Raw genomic sequence first — 23468 nt, forward strand, 5'->3', positions numbered from 1 at the left:
AATCATGACCGTGCCAGTCTCTCCCTGCCGTACTTGCCACCGCAGGGCCACCTCTGTGTACTCATCTTCTGTATTTCGCCCAAGTAAATCGTCTGGCTTTGCGCTTGCAGTTCGCCGTGGGTTACGCATAAACTACTCGCTTTGATAATTATTATCGTTTCGATTCACTTTCTCGTTATTTATCGATAACGTTCGGGTTGCAATAACAACTACACCCGTTAACTTTTTCAATCGCAGGGCACCATCTTGGACCAACAGGCAAGCCAATCCAGCGTATTTTCACTCCGTGAACTGAGTTTTTCAGTTCCTGGTCGAACTTTATTGCAGCCATTGTCACTGACCTTTCCACAAGGAAAAGTTTGCGGGCTTATTGGACATAATGGTTCCGGCAAATCGACACTCTTAAAAATGCTGGGTCGTCATCAACCGCCCTCCAGTGGCGAGGTGTTGTTGAATGAGGTGACTTTATCTCAGTGGGATAACAAAGCCTTTGCTCGTGAAGTGGCCTATTTGCCACAGCAATTGCCCGCAGCAGAAGGGATGACAGTGCGTGAGCTGGTAGCGATTGGCCGTTATCCATGGCATGGCGCGCTCGGGCGTTTTCGTCAAGAGGATCGTGAACAGGTGGAAGAAGCCATTGCGCTGGTAGATTTAAAACCACTGGCAAATCGGTTGGTTGACAGTTTATCGGGTGGTGAACGCCAGCGAGCATGGCTGGCGATGATGGTGGCGCAAAATAGCCGGTGCCTGTTGCTCGACGAGCCGACCTCGGCGCTGGATATTGCTCATCAAGTTGAGGTGCTGGGGCTGATTCAGCGCCTTAGCCGTGAGCGCGGCCTGACCGTTATTGCTGTATTGCATGATATTAATCTGGCCGCCCGCTATTGCGACCATTTGGTGGCGTTACGTGGTGGCGAGATGATAGCGCAAGGCCCGGCGGATAGCCTGATGCAAGGTGCTGTACTGGAACAGATTTACGGTATTCCTATGGGAATATTGCCGCATCCGGCCGGTGGTGCGCCGGTAAGTTTCGTATATTAATGAAAATGCATTTACCCATGGAACAGCCCGATTTAATGTCACCTGACCTGACACGGCGCAGATTGCTCACCGCATTGGCTTTGTCACCATTATTGTATTCATTGCCCGGATGGGCGGCTAATTCCTCCAAAATTGATAGTCGCAGGGTTGTCGCGCTCGAATGGTTGCCTGTGGAGTTATTGCTGGCTCTCGGGGTTACACCGTATGGCGTGGCGGATACGCATAATTATCGGTTATGGGTTGAGGAACCGGCATTACCTGCCAGTGTGATTGATGTAGGGCAGCGTACGGAACCTAATTTGGAATTGTTACAACAAATGGCTCCGTCACTGATTTTGATGTCAGAAGGTTTTGGCCCCTCGCCGGAAAAACTTGCGCCGATAGCGCCTTCGATGAGCTTTGCTTTTAGTCAACAGGGCAGTTCGCCGCTCGCAGTTGGTAAGCACTCATTGCGTGCGCTAGGCCAGCGGCTGGGGTTGGAAACGGTTGCTGAGCAGCATATCGCTGATTTTAACCGCTTTATGCAAACTGCTCGGCAACACTTCTCTGATACTCGTGAGACATCATTATTGATGTTTTCCCTGTTGGATACTCGCCACGCATTGGTCATAGGCCAAGGCAGCTTATTCCAAGATGTATTAAACGAATTGAATATTAAAAATGCCTGGCAGGGTGAGACCAATATGTGGGGCAGCGCTGTCGTGGGAATTGAACGTTTAGCCACGGTAAAACCAGGGCGAGCAATGTGTTTTGTCCATGGTAATAGTGAGATGTTACAACAGGTTACCCGCACGCCATTATGGCAGTCCATGTCATTTGTTCGCCAAAATCAGTTACAGATACTGCCCGCGGTGTGGTTCTATGGCGCAACATTGTCAGCCATGCGATTTGTACGGTTGTTGACGTCAGCGTGGGGTCAATCTTCATGATGGCAAAAAATCCACGTAAAAGTTGGCTTTTACCTGCCAGCTTATTTGGCTTACTGCTAATTTTTGCAGTGGCATTAACACTGTATAATTTTAGTCAGGTACTGCCGGCCCCACTCTGGGGCACTGCACTATGGCAGCCCGATAGTGATGATGTGCGCCAAATGCTATTCCATTACAGCCAACTTCCCCGGTTGGTGGTGGCACTGCTAACCGGCGCCGGATTGGGGCTGGTGGGGGTTTTGTTCCAGCAGGTATTGCGCAACCCACTGGCTGAACCGGCCACTCTGGGTGTCGCGGCCGGTGCTCAGCTTGGCCTGACTATCGCGACATTATGGATGTTACCCGGTGGTGAATTGACCCGCCAACTGGCCGCGATGGCCGGTGGTATCATTATTGGCGTGTTGGTATTTGGTGTCGCCTGGGGCAAACGTATGTCGCCAGTTACACTGATATTGGCAGGGTTGGTTCTCGGACTTTATTGCAGTGCAGTCAGTAACTTGCTGGCACTATTCAATTATGATCAACTGCAAGGATTGTTCCTGTGGAGTAGCGGTGCCCTGAATCAACAAGATTGGAGCACGGTGCAGTTTTTGCTGCCTCGCTTGCTGATAACCGGTGTATTGGCTGCTTTATTGATTCGTCCCTTAACCTTGCTCGGTCTGGATGATGGTATCGCCCGTAATCTGGGTTTAGGGTTATCGTTAGCACGGCTAAGTGCGTTAGGGGTGGCAATCCTATTCAGCGCAATGTTAGTTAATGCTGTCGGTGTCATTGGTTTTATTGGCCTATTCGCTCCTTTACTGGCAAGGATTTTGGGTGCTCGCCGATTATCACAACGTCTGATGTTGGCTCCGATATTGGGTGCTTTGCTGCTGTGGGTAACGGATCAGAGCCTTATCTGGCTGGCACAAGTTTGGCAGGAAATTCCGACGGGTGCGGCCACCGCGCTAATTGGCGCACCACTCTTATTATGGCTGTTGCCTCGCCTGCATAGCGCGACGGTACCCAGTATGGATTTTGGCGACAATGTTCCTGCTGAGCGGCAGTATCTGGGCTTATGGCTCAGTGGCGGTTTACTGATATTGCTAGCCGGCTTAGCGCTGGCACTCATGTTTGGTCGTGATAGTCATGGTTGGAATTGGCTCTCCGGGGATGATATTCAGGCATTATTGCACTGGCGCTGGCCACGGGTATTAGCTGCATTGGCCGCTGGTGTGATGCTGGCAGTTGCGGGAACATTAATTCAAAAACTGACGGGTAACCCAATGGCCAGCCCCGAGGTGCTAGGGATAAGCTCCGGGGCGTCTTTCGGTGTTGTTATCATGATGTTTATCGTGCCGGGCAATGCGCTAGCTTGGCTACTACCTGCCGGGAGTTTGGGGGCGGCGGCAACCTTATTACTGATTTTAGTGGTGGCGGGCCGCGGAGGGTTCTCGCCCGGCCGCATGTTATTGGCAGGGATTGCGTTGAGCACCGCTTTTACCACGGTGATAACCATGTTGCTGGCCAGTGGTGATCCGCGGATGCGTGGTTTGCTGACATGGATCTCAGGTTCTACCTATGCTGTTGATGGGCCACAAGCATTGAGTACCGGTGCCATTGCCTTGGTTTTGGTTGCATTAGCCCCACTTTGCCGCCGTTGGCTAATGATTATCCCCTTGGGGAGTGTGACAGCCAAAGCCCTCGGTGTTGCGCTTGCGCCCAGCCGGTTAGCCATCTTGCTACTGGCGGCCACTATGACGGCTGCGGCCACATTGACTGTGGGGCCATTAAGTTTTGTCGGTTTGATGGCACCTCATATGGCCCGCATGCTGGGCTTCCGTCGTGCTATCCCACAGTTATTTATTGCAGCTATCTTGGGTGGTTTATTGATGGTCTTTGCTGATTGGTGTGGCCGGATGCTGTTATTCCCGAATCAGATCCCTGCGGGCTTATTGGCGACGTTTATTGGTGCCCCGTATTTTGTTTATTTATTACGTAAACAAGGGCGGTAGCCAAATTTTATCAATTATTTCATCGGCTTTGGGTAGTATTATATCTACGGCTTAAGTTGAGATAGTAGCCTATTCTGTAATAAGTAAAGCCATCTGAAAGACTTTATAATATTAATCGATATTAAGTTAGTTACATAAAAATTGAGCAAGTATGAGTTTTGTTTTTTCGCCATCTCCCAGACCGGGAGATGGCGAATTAATTGAGATTAAAGCTTAGCAAAGCTGCGGCGAGCGGCATCCACTGTGTTCTGGATATCTTCTTTGCTGTGCGCCACTGACATAAAGCCGGCTTCAAAAGCAGAAGGAGCCAGATAAATGCCTTCTTCTAACATCAAATGGAAGAAGCGCTTGAAGCGCTCAACGTCGCAGTTCATCACATCCTGATAGCAAGTCACGGTTGGGGCATCAGTGAAGAATAAACCAAACATCCCGCCGACATGGTTCACGACCAATGGAATATTCTCTGCTTTCGCGGCATGGATCAGGCCTGTTGCCAGTGAGTCCGTTAATTCAGTCAAGGTTTCATGGACACCGACTTGGGCAACTTCTGTCAGGCAGGCAAAACCGGCCGCCATGGCGATTGGGTTGCCGGATAGTGTACCCGCCTGATAAACCGGACCTGTTGGCGCCAGAGCATCCATGACATCGCGACGGCCACCAAACGCACCTACCGGCATACCGCCGCCGATGATTTTACCCAGACAGGTTAAATCAGGGACAACATCGTAATAATCCTGCGCTCCGGCTAATGCCACGCGAAACCCGGTCATGACTTCATCAATAATTAGCAGCGCACCAAACTCATCACATAATGTGCGCAAGCCGGGGAGGAACTCTGGTAAAGGGGGAACGCAGTTCATGTTACCGGCGACAGGTTCGACAATTATACAGGCGATATCTTGCGGATATTGTTCAAAGGTTTCGCGCACTGAGGCTAAATCATTATAGGTGCAAGTCAGCGTGTGCTTCGCAAAATCTGCGGGGACACCTGGCGAGTTAGGTTGGCCTAGTGTCAGGGCGCCCGAACCGGCTTTTACCAGTAGGCAATCAGCATGGCCATGATAGCAACCTTCAAACTTGATAATTTTATCGCGGCCAGTAAAGCCTCGGGCCAAACGAATAGCACTCATGGTCGCCTCAGTACCGGAGTTGACCATTCGCACCATATCCATCGTGGGGACTAAATTGGTAACCAATTCAGCCATTTTGACTTCCATCTCTGTTGGCGCACCAAAGCTTAGACCGCGTTCGACGGCTTCAATCACGGCCTGACGAATTGCCGGGTGATTATGCCCCAAGACCATTGGCCCCCAAGAGCCAACATAATCAATATAGGCTTTACCATCCACATCAAATAAATAAGCGCCATCAGCTCGCTCAATGAATAATGGAACGCCACCGACACCGCTGAATGCGCGCACCGGAGAGTTAACCCCGCCTGGGATTAGCTGTTTTGCCTGGGCATACAGACTTTCGGATTTACTCATAAAACGGCTCCTGAATTGGGCGACATTAACATTGGCAACATCAGCCTTGGCAATAAACAATGCTGCTTATTCTAAAGAACTGGCAGCGGTTATCAAATGATTGGATATATTTAACCGCTAGCATGCGCGATGTGCCGCAAACTGAAGAAAAAGCCTTTTCTGAGCAAGATCATTTCATTGGCGTTTAAGTAGGCACACTCTCAACGTCTAAGCTAGACTCATATTGCGAATTTGTATTACTTATTATTCAACTTACAAGCATAAAAACTATGACTGATTCAACGCAAAATATACCTGCTGAAGGCATTTCAGAAGTCAAACGTGGTCGCTTTATCCATGCTTTGGTTAATCGTGATACTACACCCTTAGTTATCCTTATCATGGCGGCCGTGGTAGGTGTGGTCACCGGTTTATTAGGGGTTGCTTTTGATCGCGGCGTCGATTGGATCCAGCAAGAAAGGTTGGCGACCCTCGCTAAGGTTGCTAACAATGCGATTTTAGTGTGGCCGTTGGCTTTTATTATGTCGGCATTGCTGGCAATGATAGGTTATTTTCTGGTGCGCCGTTTTGCTCCAGAGGCCGGTGGTTCGGGGATACCTGAAATAGAAGGGGCGATGGAAGAAATGCGGCCAGTTCGCTGGTGGCGGGTCATTCCAGTCAAATTTATTGGTGGCCTTGGTACGCTCGGGGCTGGCATGGTGTTAGGGCGAGAGGGGCCAATGGTGCAAATGGGGGCCAATAGTGGGCGGATGATCGTCGATATTTTCCGTCTGCGCAGCTCTGAAGCTCGCCACTCTTTATTAGCGACCGGTGCGGCTGCGGGGCTGTCTGCCGCGTTTAATGCTCCGCTGGCTGGAATCTTGTTTGTTATTGAAGAGATGCGTTCGCAGTTCCGCTACAGCCTGGTATCCATTAAAGCAGTATTTGTGGGGGTGATAACCTCAACGATTGTTTACCGCTATTTTAATGGTGAGCGCGCAATTATTGATGTTGGCAAGCTCAGTGATGTGCCGCTGAATACCTTGTGGCTCTATCTGTTGCTGGGCATTATTTTCGGTGCAGTGGGAGTGATGTTCAATGCGCTAATATTCCGTTCTCAAGATATGTTTATGCGTTTTCACGGTGGTGACTGGCGCAAACTGGTGCTGATAGGCGGTTTATTGGGGGGGATGTGTGGTTTACTCGCATTGATTCACGGCGAAGCTGTCGGGGGTGGTTTTGCATTAATTCCTATCGCGGTAGCCGGTAATTTCAGTATTGGTATGTTGCTTTTTATCTTTGTTGCCAGGGTGATAACCACTTTGCTGTGTTTTGGTTCTGGTGCTCCGGGCGGGATATTTGCCCCAATGTTGGCCCTGGGAACTATTCTGGGAACCGCTTTTGGCTTATCTTGCGCGCACTTTTTCCCTGAATACTCTATTGATGCAGGTACTTTTGCTATTGCTGGAATGGGGGCACTGTTTGCCGCCTCGGTACGGGCACCTCTTACCGGGATCGTACTGGTGTTGGAAATGACCGATAATTATCAGCTCATTTTGCCCATGATAGTGACTTGTCTGGGGGCGACCTTAATAGCGCAATTTATGGGCGGTAAGCCCTTGTATTCAGCTATTTTAGCCCGCACATTACAAAGACAAGAGCAGGCAGCAAAGGCTGCTGAGCAACAAGCTGTGGTTGAAAGTAGCACTCAAACAGGTAGATAATATATAACATTAGGCCACAATACTTGAATGAACTACTCGGGTATTAGATAATCAAAATACAGATCAGGCTGCCATTGTAGTAACCTGCACCTCGAACACCGGTTGGGAGTAATGAGTATGAGCGACGAAACAGTACTGCCCCTGCAGTTTACCGAGGCAGCGGCAAAAAAAGTGAAACTGCTGATTTCTGATGAGGAAAATCCAAATCTGAAGCTGCGGGTTTACATCACCGGTGGTGGATGCAGCGGGTTCCAATACGGCTTTACTTTTGATGACCAGATAAACGATGGTGATATGACCATTGAAAAGCAAGGTGTTGAACTGGTCGTTGACCCAATGAGCCTGCAATATCTGGTTGGCGGTGCAGTGGATTATACCGAAGGGCTGGAAGGTTCTCGCTTTATTGTGACAAACCCAAATGCGAAGAGCACTTGTGGGTGCGGTTCTTCTTTCAGCATTTAATTTACCCTTAACAGCAATTTATTCTTAATAGCAATGAGTTAGGGTATAAGAGCACGGCTAAATTTTCGATAAAAAAAACCGCAGCTTTAACAACTGCGGTTTTTTTATATCTGAATATTACCATTCTACAGTAATCAATTGCGCCATCTGGTCGGCACGGGTTTTGCTAACATGTGGGTCATTTGATGCAATAAAAGAATGGCTGATTTTAGGTTCCGCAACCAATCCGTTTCCTCTATGACACTGTATTTCTGGATAATTCATTTTTGGATCATTCACTACGTGTTCGTTTTGATTCGGCGATTGCACCTGGCAAGATGGCACTATAGTCAGATGTAAATCTATTGTGCCGCTTAGCCCCTGGGCTAGCGACGGACTGACAAGAAAGACCAGCCAAAACATCAACATAAAATATTTCATGATTTTATAACTACATTATTTTTAACTGCCGCCACCCGAGTCGGTAGCGATAACTCTAAACATCGGCTAATTATTTAAAAACTTGAAGATTTAACTCACACTAAAATACGTATTTCATCTTAAATTACAGCGCTAATAAGAAGCCTTGTAGACTCGGCAAGAGCCTACAAGCACGTACATTGTATAAAATATATGCTACGTCTGGCAATCAGGAACTGAATATTTACAACTAATGCTCGATTTCAAATGTCGGCAGTTTCAAACGCCAGCGGATAGCGGCAAGTCTAATGCCAAGAGTTATCACCATGCCGAGCATCATTGCTTGTTGCAGCGGCATGCCAAAAGTATAAAACGCCGTAGCATGCACAATGCCGCCAATGATACAGGCGGTGGCATAGATTTCAGTCCGTAGGATCATTGGGATCTCGCGGGCTAATACATCACGGATAATTCCCCCACCGACACCCGTTATGACACCCATACAGATAGCAACTAAGGGGCTGGCATCGGCAGCAAACGCTTTATTGACCCCGATACCCACGAATACCGCCAGGCCGATAGCATCCAGCACGGGCAATATCCATTTTGGTGTTCGTCGTGGCTGTCGCACCAGCAAAATAGTTGCCAGGCAAGTTACCATCGCGACCACCAAGTCAGTGGGATCTTTTACCCAAAATACGGGGCCATTAGCTAAGGCCATATCGCGTATTGTCCCCCCGCCAACCGCAGTCACGACACCCAAAACTAACACGCCAAAGGGGTCCATGCGCAACTTCCCCGCCAGCAATACACCAGAAATAGCAAATACCGCAGTACCTAAAATATCCAGCCAATAGACCAGCATTAATGTGACTCCGCCACAGAGGATGGAAGACTGGCCATTTGTTGGCACAGTTGTTTAGCGGCCAGCACAATTCGTGGGCCAGCACGATTAAACCAATCCTCATTGAGCGTTATCACCGGTACTGTAAGCTGGGGCTGCCAAAAGGTGTGGATATTATCAGCCTGAGACTTATCACCACTCACCACTATCACCTGTGGTTGGCGTGTCATAACTTGCTCACGACTGACCTGAGGCCATGGCACGCGGCTGCCCGCAAAAATATTTTCCCCACCACAGAGGGAAATAACTTCGCTCTGTAATGTATGTTCTGAACTGGTAAATAGCGGTTGAGTACCAAATTGCAGGAAAGTACGTAACGGCTGACTGCGGGCATTATTGTTTCGTAACTCAATGACTTCCTGACGTAATTGCTCCGCAGCCTGATGTGCTTGCTCCGGATGTGGGCTGTATTGCGCCAGTTTATCCAGATCATCTGCAATTTGATCAATATTAACGGGATCAGAATAGAAGATCGGAATACCAAAAGAAGCCAGTTGATCCAACGGGCGTTGTGGATTTCCTCCGCGCCATGCGAGGATCAAATCTGGCTTTAATGCCAAAATACGTTCGACATTTACCCCTTGCCAAGAAGCGACATGTTCCAGCTTTTTAGCCGCTTCGGGATAGTCAGAGTAAGCACTTACTGCAACCAGTTTATCCCCAAGCCCAGCAGCATAGGCCAACTCAGTGGTGCTGGGAGACAAACTGATAACCCGCTCTGCCGCCAGCGCTAATTTGGTAAACAGGCTGAGCAACAATAATATCGCTGCCAGGGGCAGGATTATTGTTGCTCGTGCCAAGGGGGCAATATTGAGTCGCACCATTAACCGCGCTGAGCCAGTGTAGTTAACATTGCTTCAATCATCAGAGTTGACTGTTTTGCGGCGACAACCAGGAATTCATCAAAACTCAGATGAGACTCTTGATCTGCGACGTCAGAAATAGCGCGAACCACAACGAAAGGTGTTTTGAAGAGATAGCAAACATGGCCGATAGCCGCAGCTTCCATTTCAACCGCCGCCACACTCGGGAAAGTCGCGCGAATTCGGGCCAAAGGGGCTGCCCCATTGATAAAAGCATCGCCACTACAAATCAGGCCACGCACTGCATTTAAATTCAATGTCTTGATGCAACTTTCAGCCAGCGCAATCAGCTCAGGCGCGGCGACGAAAGCTGCCGGGCAACCCGCCATTTGCCCTGGTTCATAGCCAAAAGCAGTCACATCGGCATCGTGATAACGGACTTCAGTAGAAACCACGATATCGCCGACTTTCAGGCTAGAGGCTAGGCCACCCGCAGAACCGGTATTGATAACAATGTCTGGCTGGCAATGCTCTAACAATAGAGTGGTGCCCATCGCTGCAGACACTTTACCAATACCGGATTTCAGCAAGGCAACATCAACACCATTGAGTTTGCCGGTGTAAATCTCACAACCCGCGCGTGCTAAGGTTTGGCGATTTTCAATTTTGTCACGCAGCAGTGTGACTTCTTGTTCCATTGCACCAATAATGCCTACTTTCATATAGATACCCGCTGATATTAAAGAATAGATTAATCTGTAATGTCCAGTACACAGTTTATCAGGTAAGTGAGATAGTCGGGTAGTTCACCAAAGATAATGCGTAATGTGCCGCAGTTCACACGTAATCAATTGCATCTTCTTCTGAGAGTGGGTATCACTGTTTATTCCTTTTGTACTTGAAATTACGGCGGTGTTAGCGGTTCTCACACATCCGAATCACCGACTTATGTCAGCTCATCGGGATATACTTGTTTGCTGTCATGCCGTAATACCAATGACTTTTGGGATACACTTAAATACTCAGGGGGTAACATGTCCGGGATCGACTTTAAACAGAAAATTAGTTTTCAGCGGCCATTTGGTAAACCCAGTTCGGCTGAAGATGAATATGAAATTACCCGAGTATTTGAAAGTGATCGCGGTCGCATTGTTAATTCTGCCGCTATTCGGCGTCTACAGCAAAAAACACAAGTCTTCCCGTTGGAGCGCAATGCAGCTGTCCGCAGCCGCTTAACTCATTCGCTGGAAGTTCAACAGGTCGGCCGTTATATCGCCAAAGAGATCCTCAATCGCTTTAAACAAGATAAAAAAATCACTGCCTACGGGTTAGATAAATTACTGGATCCTTTTGAAAGTATTGTAGAAATGGCATGTCTGATGCATGACATTGGCAATCCGCCCTTTGGCCATTTTGGTGAGTCGGCAATCAATAATTGGTTTACTAAACAAATGGACCCTAATGGAGGAGGCGCTGAGCTGCGGGGCAAAGATCAATGCAAAGTTAACGTATTAAAACTGCGGGAGGGAGAAACTGAGCTTAATATTCTCCGCAGTAAAATCCGCCATGACTTAAGCCAGTTTGAGGGCAATGCACAAGCGATTCGATTAGTTTATAGCTTATTAAAGCTGAATCTTACTTATGCACAGGTTGGCTGCATTCTTAAATATACGAAACCGGCTTATTGGTCAGGTGATATTCCGGACTCCTATCACTATTTGATGAAGAAGCCAGGATTTTATCTCGCGGAAGAAGAGTATGTTAAAGATTTACGTCGTGAACTCAATATGGGGGAGTTTAACCGTTTCCCGCTGACCTATATTATGGAAGCTGCGGATGATATCTCTTATTGTATTGCTGACTTAGAAGATGCTGTCGAAAAAAATATCTTCAGTGTTGAACAACTTTATGACCATATGGTGCAAGAGTGGGGTGAAGTGAGTCATGGTGATTTGTTTGATAAAGTGGTGGGCGGTGCATTTCGTCAATTAGGGCGCGGGCAAGGTCGGCGTAGTTCTGAAGATCAATTCTTTATGTATTTACGGGTTAATACCGTCGGAAAATTAGTTCCGCATGCAGCACAGCGTTTTATTGAGAATCTATCAGAAGTATTTTCAGGTTCGTTTAATCATGCTTTATTAGAAGACTCCAGCCCAGCATGTAAATTACTGCAAATTTTTAAAAAGGTAGCAGTGAAACACGTATTCAATTATCCAGAAGTAGAACAGCTTGAATTACAAGGATATAGAGTTATTAGTGGGTTGCTTGATATTTATAGCCCGCTATTGGCTATGCCACAAACGGCATTTACACAATTAGTGGCAGAAGACAGCCATCGAGAGTACCCGATTGAGACTCGTTTGTTCCATAAGTTGTCAACGAAGCATCGCCTGGCCTATGCGGAATCAGCAGAGCGGTTACGTAATTTATCGCCAGAACAACATGAGATATATGAATATTATTATCGTGCGCGTTTAATTCAGGATTATATCAGTGGTATGACAGATCTTTATGCTTATGATGAATATCGCCGTTTGATGGCTGCGGAATAGTATGCAGAAAAACTAAAGTGTCCGTTTAATTAACTATAGATTTGTAAAGACGGACAATATTTTTTACTTTTCCAATTATTGGTTATCTGAACTTCATCCCCCATATTTAATCTTACTATGCAAGACGACTATATCCTTCTTACTTGAAATTGTTGTGGTGTTAGCAGTTAGCATTCACCCGATTTACTAAATTGAGTTAGATTCTCGGGTTCATCTGCTGTATCTGCAGCACATCATCTATTACGGGATAAGTCTGTTATACACCATTTTATTGACTCATTATTAATTGTATAGCGAGAACCAGAATACATGAAAAAAACAACTTTAGTGTTAAGTGCATTGGCATTGAGCATCGGTTTAGCCATGGGGCCGGTTTCTTCTGCCATTTCGGCAGAAACAGCTTCTTCCAGCAGCCAGCAGCTCCCTAGCCTGGCGCCAATGCTAGAGAAGGTAATGCCTTCGGTTGTGAGTATTAATGTGGAGGGGAGTGCTCAGGTCAGCAATGCCGGTGCCGGCGGCATTCCACCACAGTTCCAGCAATTCTTTGGTGATGATTCGCCATTCTGTCAGGACGGTTCCCCGTTCCAGGCTTCCCCGATGTGTCAGGGAGGCGGGCCAGGGAGTAAAGGTGGCGCACCGAGCAAGCAGGATTTCCGTGCGCTGGGCTCAGGTGTCATTATTGATGCCGCTAAGGGTTATGTCGTTACCAATAACCATGTGGTAGATAATGCAACCAAAATCAATGTGAAGTTGAGTGATGGCCGCAGCTATGAAGCGAAAGTGATTGGTAAAGATCCACGTACCGATATCGCCTTATTACAGCTGAAAGATGCTAAAAACCTCACTGCGATTAAAATTGCTGATTCCGATCAACTGCGTGTCGGGGATTATACCGTTGCAATTGGTAACCCCTATGGGCTGGGTGAAACCGTAACCTCTGGTATTGTGTCAGCATTGGGTCGTAGTGGTTTGAATGTGGAAAACTACGAAAACTTTATCCAGACTGATGCGGCCATTAACCGTGGGAACTCTGGTGGTGCTTTGATCAATCTGAACGGTGAGCTGATCGGGATTAACACTGCTATTCTGGCACCTGATGGCGGCAATATTGGTATCGGTTTTGCTATCCCAAGTAACATGGTGAAAAACCTGACATCTCAGATGGTTGAATTTGGTCAGGTTAAACGCGGTGAGCTGGGCATCATGGGCACAGAGCTGAACTCTGAGCTGGCGAAAGCGATGAATGTTGATGCACAGAAAGGCGCCTTTATTAGTCAGGTATTGCCAAAATCAGCTGCGGCTAAAGCAGGGATTAAAGCGGGTGATGTGATTGTCAGCATGAATGGTAAAGCTATCAACAGTTTCGCTGGCTTCCGTGCTGAGATTGGTACTTTGCCAGTGGGCAGCAAAATGACCTTAGGTCTGCTGCGCGAGGGTAAACCAGTCAATGTGGAAGTTACATTAGAGCAGAGCAGCCAAACGCAAGTTGATTCCGGTAATCTTTACACCGGTATTGAAGGGGCGGAGCTGAGCAACTCTGATGCGAATGGTAAGAAAGGCGTGAAAGTTGATAGTGTGAAACCTGGTACCGCTGCTGCACGTATCGGCCTGAAAAAAGGCGATATTATTATGGGTGTTAACCAGCAACCGGTCCAGAATCTGGGTGAGTTGCGGAAAATCCTTGATACCAAACCATCAGTATTGGCGTTGAGCATTCAGCGTGGTGATACTTCACTCTACTTGTTGATGCAGTAATAGCTATTGATACAGTGACGGCTATTTATGCAGTAAAAGCATAAATATCACAAAAAAGGGCACAGCCGTTTATCGGTGTGCCCTTTTTATTTCAGCCCAAAGCCGCATTGGTATCAGGCTGCGCCTAAATAACTTCGTGCGGCGTAGCGGACGTTATCTATTTCATCTAACAACTCAAGCCATTCAGGTTGTAAGTCTTGTAAATCAGTTTGTTGGCGTAATTGCTGTTCAATTGTCATACACAATTGCCTCAGCCGAGGTACACCGCTACATGCGCAACTGCCATGGAGTTTATGAATCAGATTCAGAATATCATCATCATGGCTACCGGCCAGAATCGCCTGCACGCGCTCCGTCACTTGTGGCGTAAACTCTAACAACATGGTCAACAGATCTTTGGCCAGCGACTCTTTATTGGCCGCTTGCCTTACTGCCAGCGGCCAGTCTATTGATCCCTCACATTCAGATTGTGGAATTGACTGAATGTCAGACTCCACCGGCTTTTGTGGAACACAATCAGGTTGATAACGTGAAAGGGCTTGTATCAGCCGAGCTTCATCAATAGGTTTTGCCAGATAATCAGCCATTCCTAATTTTAATAATTGTTCTTGCTGCCCCCTAACGGCGTGAGCAGTGACGGCAATAATTGGGGTGTCCTGATGATGTGACATCTGGTGAATCACTTCACTGGCGCGGATGCCGTCGATTTCCGGCATTTGAATATCCATTAAAATGATGTCCAATGTATTTTCACGAGCATAGGCAATGGCCTTCGCTCCACTGTCACATAACACTGTTTCTTCGACCTGTTCTTCCAGCAACGTCCCCATTAACTTCAAGTTAGCCGGGTTGTCATCAACAGCCATCACTTTGAAAGGCAGCTTTGGTAGCTTGCGAGTTTGCTCTGCTACCGGCGATTCATAATGCACTTCTTCATAAGATAATAACGGGATTAATCGATTGGCGGAGATGGGCTTAATCAAGCACGCTTTGGCACCGATTTGCTTAAGTTGTTCAGCTTCCACCTGTGATTGGCTGGGTAGCGCTAAAATAACTTGTTCGGAAATCTTCAGGGCGGCAATCAGTTTATCTTGATGAACAGCCATATTATTGCGATATGGGATTGGCACCCCAACCAGCAGGAAATCATAATGCTGTCTCGGCAATTGCGCTAATGTCAGACTATGAGTCACCTCCAAAGGGGTGATACTGAGAATATCCAGCGTTGCTCTTGACGCCGCGGCATTGCGTTCAATATATGCCAGTGTTTTCCCTGCCAAATCTGGCATATCCGGGTGGCGGTAGGGAATGGCTTCGTTAAGATCCAAGGTCAGGTGGAAGCGGAAAGTCGAACCTCTATCGACCTGGCTGTGAAAGCTGATATCGCCACCCATTTCTTTCACCAATCTTTCGGTTATTACCAGCCCTAGGCCAGTTCCTCCGTGACGACGTGAAATACTGGCATCGGCCTGACGAAATGCCTGGAACAACTGTGCTTGCTGGGATTCGGAAATACCAATGCCGGTATCGTGAATTTCTACCACCAGAGTGACCCGCTGTGCAGTTTTGGCCTGCACCGCCACTAGAATATCAATATTGCCCTGTTCGGTGAATTTAATCGCATTACCCAGCAAGTTCGTGACTATTTGCTGCAAACGCATTGCGTCACCAATCACTTGCTCTGGAACATCATTATTAACATGCAGAGTCAGTTCCAAGCCTTTTTCATGTGCGGTGTGTGCCAGCAAAATAACGACTTCATCCAGTGCCCCGCGCAGTGGGAACGGGATATGCTCGAGAACCAGTTTTTCGGCTTCTAACTTAGAGAAATCCAGCACATCATTAATGATGCATAACAGATTGTTAGCGGAACGCTGAATAGTTTGCAGATAGTCAGTTTGAGTCGGTGTCAGTGATGTTTTCAGCGTTTGGCGGGTAAAGCCAATTACGCCATTGAGCGGAGTACGAAGCTCATGGGACATATTGGCCAGAAATTCAGATTTAATTCGTGCGGCTTCCTGCGCACGTTTTTTCGCCAACCCCAATTCGACGTTCTGGATTTCCATCTGTTCCAATGTTTCGCGCAAGTCAGATGTGGCTTGGTCGATATTTTGCTGCATCTCTTCGTGATAGGCCGCCAGCGACATAGCCATGGAATTGATGCCATTTTTAAGAATGTTCAATTCACCGAGCATATGCCCTTCAACCCGGCTATCTAATTGCCCACGGCGAATGCGGTCAACGGCATTCACCATGTTACGAATGGGGCCGGTGACATCGCGCATCAGACGATACGCAAATAAAATCGCCACACACATACAGAACAACAGCAGCAGAGTTGAAATAAAGATCTCTTTGTATTGCTGCAAGCGCACTGATTGTAAATCCAAATCCATGGCGATATAGCCCAATGGCCGATTTGTGATATCTGAATCTGAGGTTCGGTCACTGGACAAGTTGGACTCTGACACAATAGGCATGCGCAGAATCAAAGAGTCGCCGCGATAGGAAAGCATCAGCGAACTGGGAATCGGATCGCCTTTGGGCAATCTTAATTGTGAGGAATTGTAATTATAGTTAGATGTGACAAAAAGATTGTTATCTGCGTCAAAAACAGATATTGACCGAACAATATTCGAATGACGGCGATGAAGGAGATTAATCAACTGACGAACAGTATCGCGATTGCGAAAGGTCATTCCGTATTCACTGGCAACAGCCAGCGGCTCAATAATATTTGTACCAGCACTAACCAGTTGTTTTTGCAGTTCATTATAACGATTGATCATAAAGGACGTGCTAAGTAACAGCCCAAGAAGCAGCGTGGGGGCCAGGATTAAAATCATCATGCGCGCGCGAAGACTGTATTTGGTCATGGTATTCCAATGTGGGAGAATTAGCAGCTGACGAAACCGATGCTTGTACAATCAATATGGCGCAATTCTACTCTCCAAACCGACGTGTGACGACCAAACAAACGCTAACTGTGACAGTAAACTCGCTTGACCCTTTTGGTCAGGGGGTTGCGCGCCACAACGGCAAAGCTATCTTTATTCCGGGCACTTTGCCAGGGGAGCAAGCTGAAATTGAGCTTACTGAGCAAAAGCGCCAATATAGCCGCGGTAAACTTAAACGTTTGTTGAACCGATGCAGTGAAAGGGTGGCTCCAGCTTGCCCTCACTTCGGTATTTGTGGAGGCTGCCAGCAGCAGCACGCCAATAGTCAGCTACAACAGATGAGCAAGGCCGATTCACTTCGGCGTTTGATCATGCGGGAGACGGGGAGTTGCCCTGAATTAGACCCTGTTATTTGTGGGCCGGAATATGGCTATCGTCGGCGGGCAAGATTTGGCCTGTTCTACCAGACAAAGCAGCAACAATTACAAATGGGATTTCACCACAACGAATCCCATGATTTAGTTAGTGTAAAACACTGCCCGGTTCTGCGGCCCGAATTAGAGCGCTTGTTACAGCCGCTTTATCACTGCTTATCGGCCCTACAGGCCGTTCGTCGCCTGGGGCATGTGGAGCTGGTATTGGCTGATAATGGGCCGTTGATGGTTTTACGTCACCTTGATACCCTTAAAGAGGTAGATCGCGTGGCGTTAACCGACTTTGCCCTGCGAGAGGATATCGCCGTCTATCTGGCCGGTGACAGCGAGAGTTTGGAAAAACTCATCGGTGAGGAACCCTATTACCAGATTGAGGGTCTACGCTTAGCGTTTCATCCACGGGATTTTATTCAAGTCAATGATAGGGTCAACCAGCAAATGGTGGCTCAGGCTATAGCTTGGCTGGATGTGCGGCCAGATGAGCGCGTGCTGGATCTGTTCTGTGGTATGGGCAATTTTACCTTGCCGCTGGCCAAGTTTGCTCGCGAAGTGGTCGGCGTGGAAGGAGTTGCGGCGCTGGTAGCGAATGGGCAGTATAATGCACAGAATAACGCGTTGCCCAATGTGTCTTTTTTCCATGAAAATCTGGAATCTGACATCAGTTGTCAGCCGTGGGCAACACAAGGATTTGATAAAATATTGTTAGACCCCGCCCGCGCAGGTGCTGCCGGGGTCATGTCACATATAGTTAAACTGGCGCCAAAGCGGGTGGTGTATGTTTCGTGTAATCCCACTACGCTGGCACGAGATAGTCAGGTGTTGTTAGCCGCCGGTTACCGTCTTGCTCAGGTGCGGATGTTGGATATGTTTCCCCACACCGGGCATCTTGAATCTATGGCGCTGTTTATGCAGGAGCCAGGGGTCGCAAAGTAGGGAGAAGTTATGGTTGCGGTACGAAGTGCACATTTGAATCCAGCGGGCGAGTTTGCTCTCGACGATTGGATCGCCAGTTTGGGGCTTCCTAATCCGCAGTCAGGTGAGCGTTTGGCCGAAACCTGGCGGTACTGTGAGCAGCAGACGCAAAACCATCCTGATGCCCCATTGTTGCTGTGGCGTGGCCTTGAAATGGTTGAAATTCTTTCCACCCTGAGCATGGATAATGACAGTATGCGTGCGGCGCTGCTGTTCCCGCTGGTGGATGCCAATGTGGTGGATGAAGCCACTTTGACGGAGCAATTCGGCAAAAGTATTACTTATCTGGTGCATGGCGTGCGGGATATGGACGCCATCCGTCAGTTGAAAGCCACCCACAATGATTCCATGAGCTCTGAGCAAGTGGATAATGTGCGCCGTATGTTATTGGCGATGGTGGAAGATTTCCGCTGTGTAGTCATCAAGTTAGCTGAGCGTATTGCGCATTTGCGTGAAGTGAAAGATGCGCCGGAAGATGAGCGCGTGCTGGCGGCGAAAGAGTGTTCCAATATTTACGCGCCACTGGCTAACCGTCTGGGGATTGGCCAGATCAAGTGGGAGCTGGAAGACTTTTGCTTCCGTTATCTGCACCCCGATGAATATAAGCAAATCGCTAAGTTACTTCACGAGCGCCGTATTGATCGTGAGCAATTCATAGATGACTTCGTGGCTTCATTGCATAAAGCAATGGCAGATGAGGGTATCAAAGCCGACATTTATGGTCGCCCCAAGCATATCTACAGCATCTGGCGCAAAATGCAGAAGAAGTCGCTGGCTTTCGATGAATTGTTTGATGTGCGAGCCGTGCGGGTTGTCGTCGAGCGTTTACAAGATTGTTATGCCGCTCTCGGTATTGTTCATACTCACTTTCGTCATTTACCTGATGAGTTTGACGACTATGTTGCTAACCCTAAACCAAATGGTTATCAGTCGATCCATACAGTCGTGCTTGGGCCACGTGGTAAAACACTCGAAATTCAAATCCGTACTCGCCAGATGCATGAGGATGCTGAGCTGGGCGTCGCTGCGCACTGGAAATATAAAGAGGGTGCAGTGGTCGCAGGCCGCTCCGGTTATGAGGGGCGGATTGCCTGGTTGCGCAAACTGATTGCCTGGCAAGAAGAAATGGCGGATTCCGGCGAAATGCTTGATGAAGTTCGCAGTCAAGTGTTTGATGACCGGGTGTATGTGTTTACTCCGAAAGGCGATGTTATTGATTTACCAGCCGGTTCTACACCGCTGGACTTTGCATATCATATTCACAGTGATGTCGGGCACCGGTGTATTGGTGCCAAAATCAGTGGCCGGATAGTGCCGTTTACTTATCAACTACAGATGGGTGATCAGATTGAAATTATCACCCAGAAACAGCCTAACCCGAGTCGTGACTGGCTAAATCCTAACCTCGGTTATGTCACGACCAGCCGTGGGCGCTCTAAGATTCATAACTGGTTTAGAAAACAAGATAGAGACAAGAATATTCTTGCTGGCCGGCAGATGTTAGATGACGAGCTAGAGCACATGGATATCAGCTTGAAAGAGGCTGAAAAGCTACTAGTTCCGCGCTATAACATGAATTCTATGGATGAAGTGTTGGCGGCTATTGGTGGTGGTGATATCCGTCTGAATCAGATGGTTAACTTCCTGCAAGGGAAACTCAATAAGCCGACGGCAGAAGAAGCAGATTTAGAGGCTTTACGCCATCTGAATAATAAACATCAGCCAGCGCCACGCAATGCCAGCAAAGACAGTGGGCGTATTGTGGTCGAAGGTGTTGGCAATCTGATGCACCATATTGCTCGGTGCTGCCAGCCAATTCCCGGTGATGAGATTATTGGTTTTATCACGCAAGGCCGGGGGATTTCCATTCACCGGGCTGATTGTGAACAGTTAGCCGAATTACAGTCTCATGCTCCTGAGCGGATTGTTGATGCTGTCTGGGGCGAAAGCTATTCCAGCGGCTATTCGCTGGTGGTGCGGGTGACAGCCAATGACCGTAGTGGTCTGTTGCGCGATATCACCACCATTTTGGCGAATGAAAAGGTCAATGTGCTGGGCGTTGCCAGCCGTAGCGATACCAAAAAGATGCTGGCGACCATCGACATGGATATTGAGATCTACAATTTGCAGGTGCTGGGCAGGGTGTTAGCTAAGTTGAATCAGTTACCGGATGTTATCGACGCCCGTCGGCTCCACGGCAATTAGTTTTTTTTGATCTGGACGGCTACTGCGCTTTGGCAATATTGATATTGGGCTGTGCTTGCCCTCCTTGCGTACTGCGGTGCGCTTTGGGGGCTGCGCGTTGGCGGCAATCAATCTGCTGCACTCACGACGCCTCGAATGCTAAAAAACAAAAAAAAAGTGAATAAATTCAGATGACCCAATCAGTTACTCCCCATGACACCACTGCATTAGCTTTGCAACGTTTGTTAGATATTATGCGCACCTTGCGTGACCCCGAACACGGCTGCCCGTGGGATTGTAAGCAGACTTTTGACACAATTGCGCCTTACACCCTGGAGGAAACTTACGAAGTGCTTGATGCGATTCAGCGCAAAGATTTCAACGATCTTCGTGACGAATTGGGTGATTTGCTGTTTCAGGTGGTGTTTTATGCGCAAATGGGGCAGGAGCAAGGGCTATTTGCGTTCGCTGATGTCTGTCATGCCATCAGCGATAAGTTGGTGCGCCGCCATCCACATGTGTTCCCTGGCGAGTCACCAAACGCCATAGGCGCTATAATGGGCAGTGAGGCCGCATTGGCAGGTTGGGAATCGCGTAAAGCTGAGGAAAGGGCAGAGAAAGCTTTGTATTCTGCATTGGATGATATTCCTGATGCACTGCCAGCTTTGATGAAAGCCCATAAAATCCAGAAACGCTGCGCTGCTGTCGGTTTTGACTGGGATACACTTGGCCCGGTTCTGGACAAAGTCTACGAAGAGATTGATGAAGTGATGTTCGAAGCGCGACAAGCTGTCGTGGACGAAGAGAAGTTGGGCGAGGAAATCGGCGATTTGTTGTTTGCTACAGTTAACTTATCTCGTCATTTGGGCCATAAAGCTGAAAATGCGTTACAGGCAGCAAATCGCAAGTTTGAACGTCGTTTTCGTCAAGTAGAACAAATAGTTACGTCATCAGGTAAGACCATGGAGAGCGCAACACTCGATGAGATGGAATCTGCCTGGCAACAAGTTAAAAAGCAAGAAACTGAAATGTAAGGTGTTTTAATTCATTTGACCGATGGTTGTTGAATTTTAATTGCGTTAATATATTGAATTATAACGGATAGCAGGACGGTGTTCCGTGCAGTGAAAAGGGTGAAAACAACCACCGTCGCGGAGATAGTTTGTAGCGAAACCAAGGTTCGGGTATACTACTTTCCCGTCTTGGTTCTTCCATCGTCTTTAAACCTAAACTCTCAGGTTCAGCATGACAACTAATTATATTTTTGTGACCGGCGGGGTCGTATCCTCTCTGGGTAAAGGCATTGCCGCAGCCTCTCTGGCGGCTATACTTGAAGCCCGTGGCCTCAACGTTACCATCATGAAACTGGACCCGTACATCAACGTGGATCCGGGCACCATGAGCCCGACACAACACGGGGAAGTTTTTGTCACCGAAGATGGTGCTGAAACCGATCTGGATTTAGGGCATTACGAGCGCTTCATTCGCACTAAAATGACCCGCCGTAACAACTTCACCACTGGCCGTATCTACTCTGAAGTTCTGCGTAAAGAACGCCGTGGCGACTATCTGGGTGCGACTATTCAGGTTATTCCTCATATCACCAATGCAATCAAAGAACGTATCATCGAAGGCGGCGAAGGCCACGATGTCGTATTAGTTGAAATTGGTGGTACCGTAGGTGATATCGAATCCTTACCATTCTTGGAAGCTATCCGTCAGATGGCGGTCGATGTTGGCCGTGAGCATACACTTTATATGCACCTGACATTAGTTCCTTACCTGGCTGCTGCCGGTGAAGTGAAAACTAAGCCAACGCAACATTCGGTAAAAGAGCTGCTTTCTATCGGTATTCAGCCAGATGTGCTGATTTGCCGTTCTGACCGCGCGGTTCCTGCTAATGAACGGGCTAAAATTGCATTATTCTGTAATGTGCCAGAAAAAGCGGTTATCTCACTAAAAGATGTTGATTCCATTTATAAAATTCCAGGGCTATTGAAATCACAGGGCCTTGACGATTATATTTGTAAACGATTCAGCTTAACTTGTCCTGAAGCAAATCTCGCAGAATGGGAACAGGTATTATACGAAGAGTCGAATCCAGGTGGCGAAGTGACCATTGGGATGATTGGCAAATACGTAGAATTGCCCGATGCCTATAAATCTGTGATTGAAGCCTTGAAACACGGTGGGCTGAAAAATCGCCTGACGGTGAATATCAAGCTGATTGATTCGCAAGATGTTGAGACTCGCGGCGAAGAGATGCTGAAAGGATTGGATGCTATCCTTATCCCGGGTGGTTTCGGCTACCGTGGTGTGGAAGGCAAGGTTCTGGCGGCACGTTATGCCCGTGAACACAATATTCCTTATCTGGGCATTTGCTTGGGTATGCAGGTTGCACTGATGGAGTTTGCCCGCAATGTTGCGGGGATGGAAAACGCGAACTCTACAGAATTTGTGCCAGACTGTAAGTATCCGGTGGTTGCATTAATCACCGAATGGCGTGATGAAGACGGCAACGTTGAAGTGCGTACGGAAGAAAGCGATTTGGGCGGTACCATGCGTGTGGGTGGGCAACAATGTCACCTGACCGACGGTAGCCTGGTACGTCAGATGTATGGCGAACCAACCATCGTTGAGCGCCATCGTCATCGCTATGAAGTCAACAACATGCTGTTGAAGCAGATTGAAGCCGCCGGGTTACGTGTGGCAGGGCGTTCTGCGGATAACAAACTGGTGGAAATCATCGAGTTGCCAAACCACCCATGGTTTGTGGCTTGCCAGTTCCATCCAGAATTTACTTCGACGCCACGTGATGGTCACCCGTTGTTTGCCGGCTTTGTGAAAGCGGCTGGTGAGTATCAGAAGCGCCAGGTGAAATAAAATATTTGGTAGAAGGGGCGGCAGCGATGTCGCCCCCTCTGTCTGGAGTTTTAGTTTAACTTGTACTGA

General features: G+C 48.0%; 17 protein-coding genes. 11 read left to right on the top strand and 6 right to left on the bottom strand.

The features are described from left to right. The first annotated feature begins 246 nt into the window (after nt 1–246). The 3 genes from fhuC to fhuB are packed head-to-tail and all read left to right on the top strand — an operon-like array spanning nt 247 to nt 3964. Nucleotides 247–1041 carry a Fe3+-hydroxamate ABC transporter ATP-binding protein FhuC gene (gene fhuC, locus F0T03_RS04170; RefSeq protein ID WP_159677290.1) on the top strand — a complete coding sequence of 265 codons (795 nt, stop codon included), beginning with the start codon at nt 247–249 and terminating at the stop codon, nt 1039–1041. Further along, nucleotides 1041–1970: a Fe(3+)-hydroxamate ABC transporter substrate-binding protein FhuD gene (gene fhuD, locus F0T03_RS04175; protein WP_159677291.1), complete on the top strand. Its 930-nt coding sequence runs from the start codon at nt 1041–1043 to the stop codon at nt 1968–1970. The genes fhuC and fhuD overlap by 1 nt, the downstream gene beginning before the upstream one ends. Next, nucleotides 1967–3964 carry a Fe(3+)-hydroxamate ABC transporter permease FhuB gene (fhuB, locus tag F0T03_RS04180; RefSeq protein WP_159677292.1) on the top strand — a complete coding sequence of 666 codons (1998 nt, stop codon included), beginning with the start codon at nt 1967–1969 and terminating at the stop codon, nt 3962–3964. The genes fhuD and fhuB overlap by 4 nt, the downstream gene beginning before the upstream one ends. A 206-nt stretch (nt 3965–4170) precedes the next feature. On the opposite strand, the gene hemL is transcribed toward fhuB, so the two are convergent. After that, nucleotides 4171–5451 carry a glutamate-1-semialdehyde 2,1-aminomutase gene (hemL, locus tag F0T03_RS04185; protein WP_159677293.1) on the bottom strand — a complete coding sequence of 427 codons (1281 nt, stop codon included), beginning with the start codon at nt 5449–5451 and terminating at the stop codon, nt 4171–4173. A gap of 269 nt (nt 5452–5720) precedes the next feature. Between hemL and clcA the strand changes: the two genes are divergently transcribed. Further along, complete coding sequence (gene clcA / locus F0T03_RS04190) at nt 5721–7154, top strand: H(+)/Cl(-) exchange transporter ClcA (protein WP_159677294.1); 1434 nt, start codon at nt 5721–5723, stop codon at nt 7152–7154. A gap of 117 nt (nt 7155–7271) precedes the next feature. Further along, nucleotides 7272–7616 carry an iron-sulfur cluster insertion protein ErpA gene (gene erpA, locus F0T03_RS04195; RefSeq protein ID WP_004706254.1) on the top strand — a complete coding sequence of 115 codons (345 nt, stop codon included), beginning with the start codon at nt 7272–7274 and terminating at the stop codon, nt 7614–7616. A 117-nt stretch (nt 7617–7733) separates the two neighbouring features. Here the strand turns inward: erpA and F0T03_RS04200 are convergent, their stop codons facing one another. The 4 genes from F0T03_RS04200 to mtnN all read right to left on the bottom strand — a co-directional run bounded on the left by F0T03_RS04200 (nt 7734) and on the right by mtnN (nt 10444). After that, nucleotides 7734–8024, bottom strand: a complete 291-nt coding sequence (locus F0T03_RS04200; RefSeq protein WP_145562131.1) for a hypothetical protein — start codon at nt 8022–8024, stop codon at nt 7734–7736. A gap of 241 nt (nt 8025–8265) precedes the next feature. Continuing rightward, entirely contained in the window at nt 8266–8880 is a 615-nt protein-coding gene (locus F0T03_RS04205; RefSeq protein ID WP_025379458.1) for a TRIC cation channel family protein, read from the bottom strand. Next, the gene (gene btuF / locus F0T03_RS04210; RefSeq protein WP_162526870.1) at nt 8880–9743 is read right to left on the bottom strand and encodes a vitamin B12 ABC transporter substrate-binding protein BtuF; all 864 of its coding nucleotides are present in this window, start codon (nt 9741–9743) and stop codon (nt 8880–8882) included. Before btuF ends, F0T03_RS04205 begins: the two co-directional genes overlap by 1 nt. Then, the gene (mtnN, locus tag F0T03_RS04215) at nt 9743–10444 is read right to left on the bottom strand and encodes a 5'-methylthioadenosine/S-adenosylhomocysteine nucleosidase (protein WP_145554298.1); all 702 of its coding nucleotides are present in this window, start codon (nt 10442–10444) and stop codon (nt 9743–9745) included. Before mtnN ends, btuF begins: the two co-directional genes overlap by 1 nt. A gap of 312 nt (nt 10445–10756) precedes the next feature. On the opposite strand from mtnN, the gene dgt reads away from it, so the two are divergent. Continuing rightward, on the top strand, nt 10757–12274 hold the full coding sequence (dgt, locus tag F0T03_RS04220) for a dGTPase (RefSeq protein ID WP_145554296.1): 1518 nt from the start codon (nt 10757–10759) through the stop codon (nt 12272–12274). Nucleotides 12275–12583: 309 nt separating this feature from the next. Beyond that, on the top strand, nt 12584–14029 hold the full coding sequence (degP, locus tag F0T03_RS04225; RefSeq protein WP_145554294.1) for a serine endoprotease DegP: 1446 nt from the start codon (nt 12584–12586) through the stop codon (nt 14027–14029). Nucleotides 14030–14142: 113 nt separating this feature from the next. On the opposite strand, the gene barA is transcribed toward degP, so the two are convergent. Continuing rightward, nucleotides 14143–16905 carry a two-component sensor histidine kinase BarA gene (gene barA, locus F0T03_RS04230; protein ID WP_159677295.1) on the bottom strand — a complete coding sequence of 921 codons (2763 nt, stop codon included), beginning with the start codon at nt 16903–16905 and terminating at the stop codon, nt 14143–14145. Between the two features lie 56 nt (nt 16906–16961). On the opposite strand from barA, the gene rlmD reads away from it, so the two are divergent. The 4 genes from rlmD to pyrG all read left to right on the top strand — a co-directional run bounded on the left by rlmD (nt 16962) and on the right by pyrG (nt 23399). Then, on the top strand, nt 16962–18293 hold the full coding sequence (gene rlmD / locus F0T03_RS04235) for a 23S rRNA (uracil(1939)-C(5))-methyltransferase RlmD (protein WP_159680669.1): 1332 nt from the start codon (nt 16962–16964) through the stop codon (nt 18291–18293). Between the two features lie 9 nt (nt 18294–18302). Then, entirely contained in the window at nt 18303–20537 is a 2235-nt protein-coding gene (gene relA / locus F0T03_RS04240) for a GTP diphosphokinase (protein ID WP_145554290.1), read from the top strand. A 170-nt stretch (nt 20538–20707) separates the two neighbouring features. Further along, nucleotides 20708–21550 (top strand): nucleoside triphosphate pyrophosphohydrolase, encoded by an 843-nt coding sequence (gene mazG, locus F0T03_RS04245; protein WP_159677296.1) that lies wholly within the window; start codon nt 20708–20710, stop codon nt 21548–21550. Nucleotides 21551–21761: 211 nt separating this feature from the next. Continuing rightward, nucleotides 21762–23399, top strand: a complete 1638-nt coding sequence (gene pyrG, locus F0T03_RS04250) for a glutamine hydrolyzing CTP synthase (RefSeq protein ID WP_145554286.1) — start codon at nt 21762–21764, stop codon at nt 23397–23399. The last annotated feature ends 69 nt before the right edge of the window (nt 23400–23468 follow it).

It is taken from the genome of Yersinia canariae (assembly GCF_009831415.1).
GTDB classification, from domain to species: Bacteria; Pseudomonadota; Gammaproteobacteria; order Enterobacterales; family Enterobacteriaceae; genus Yersinia; species Yersinia canariae.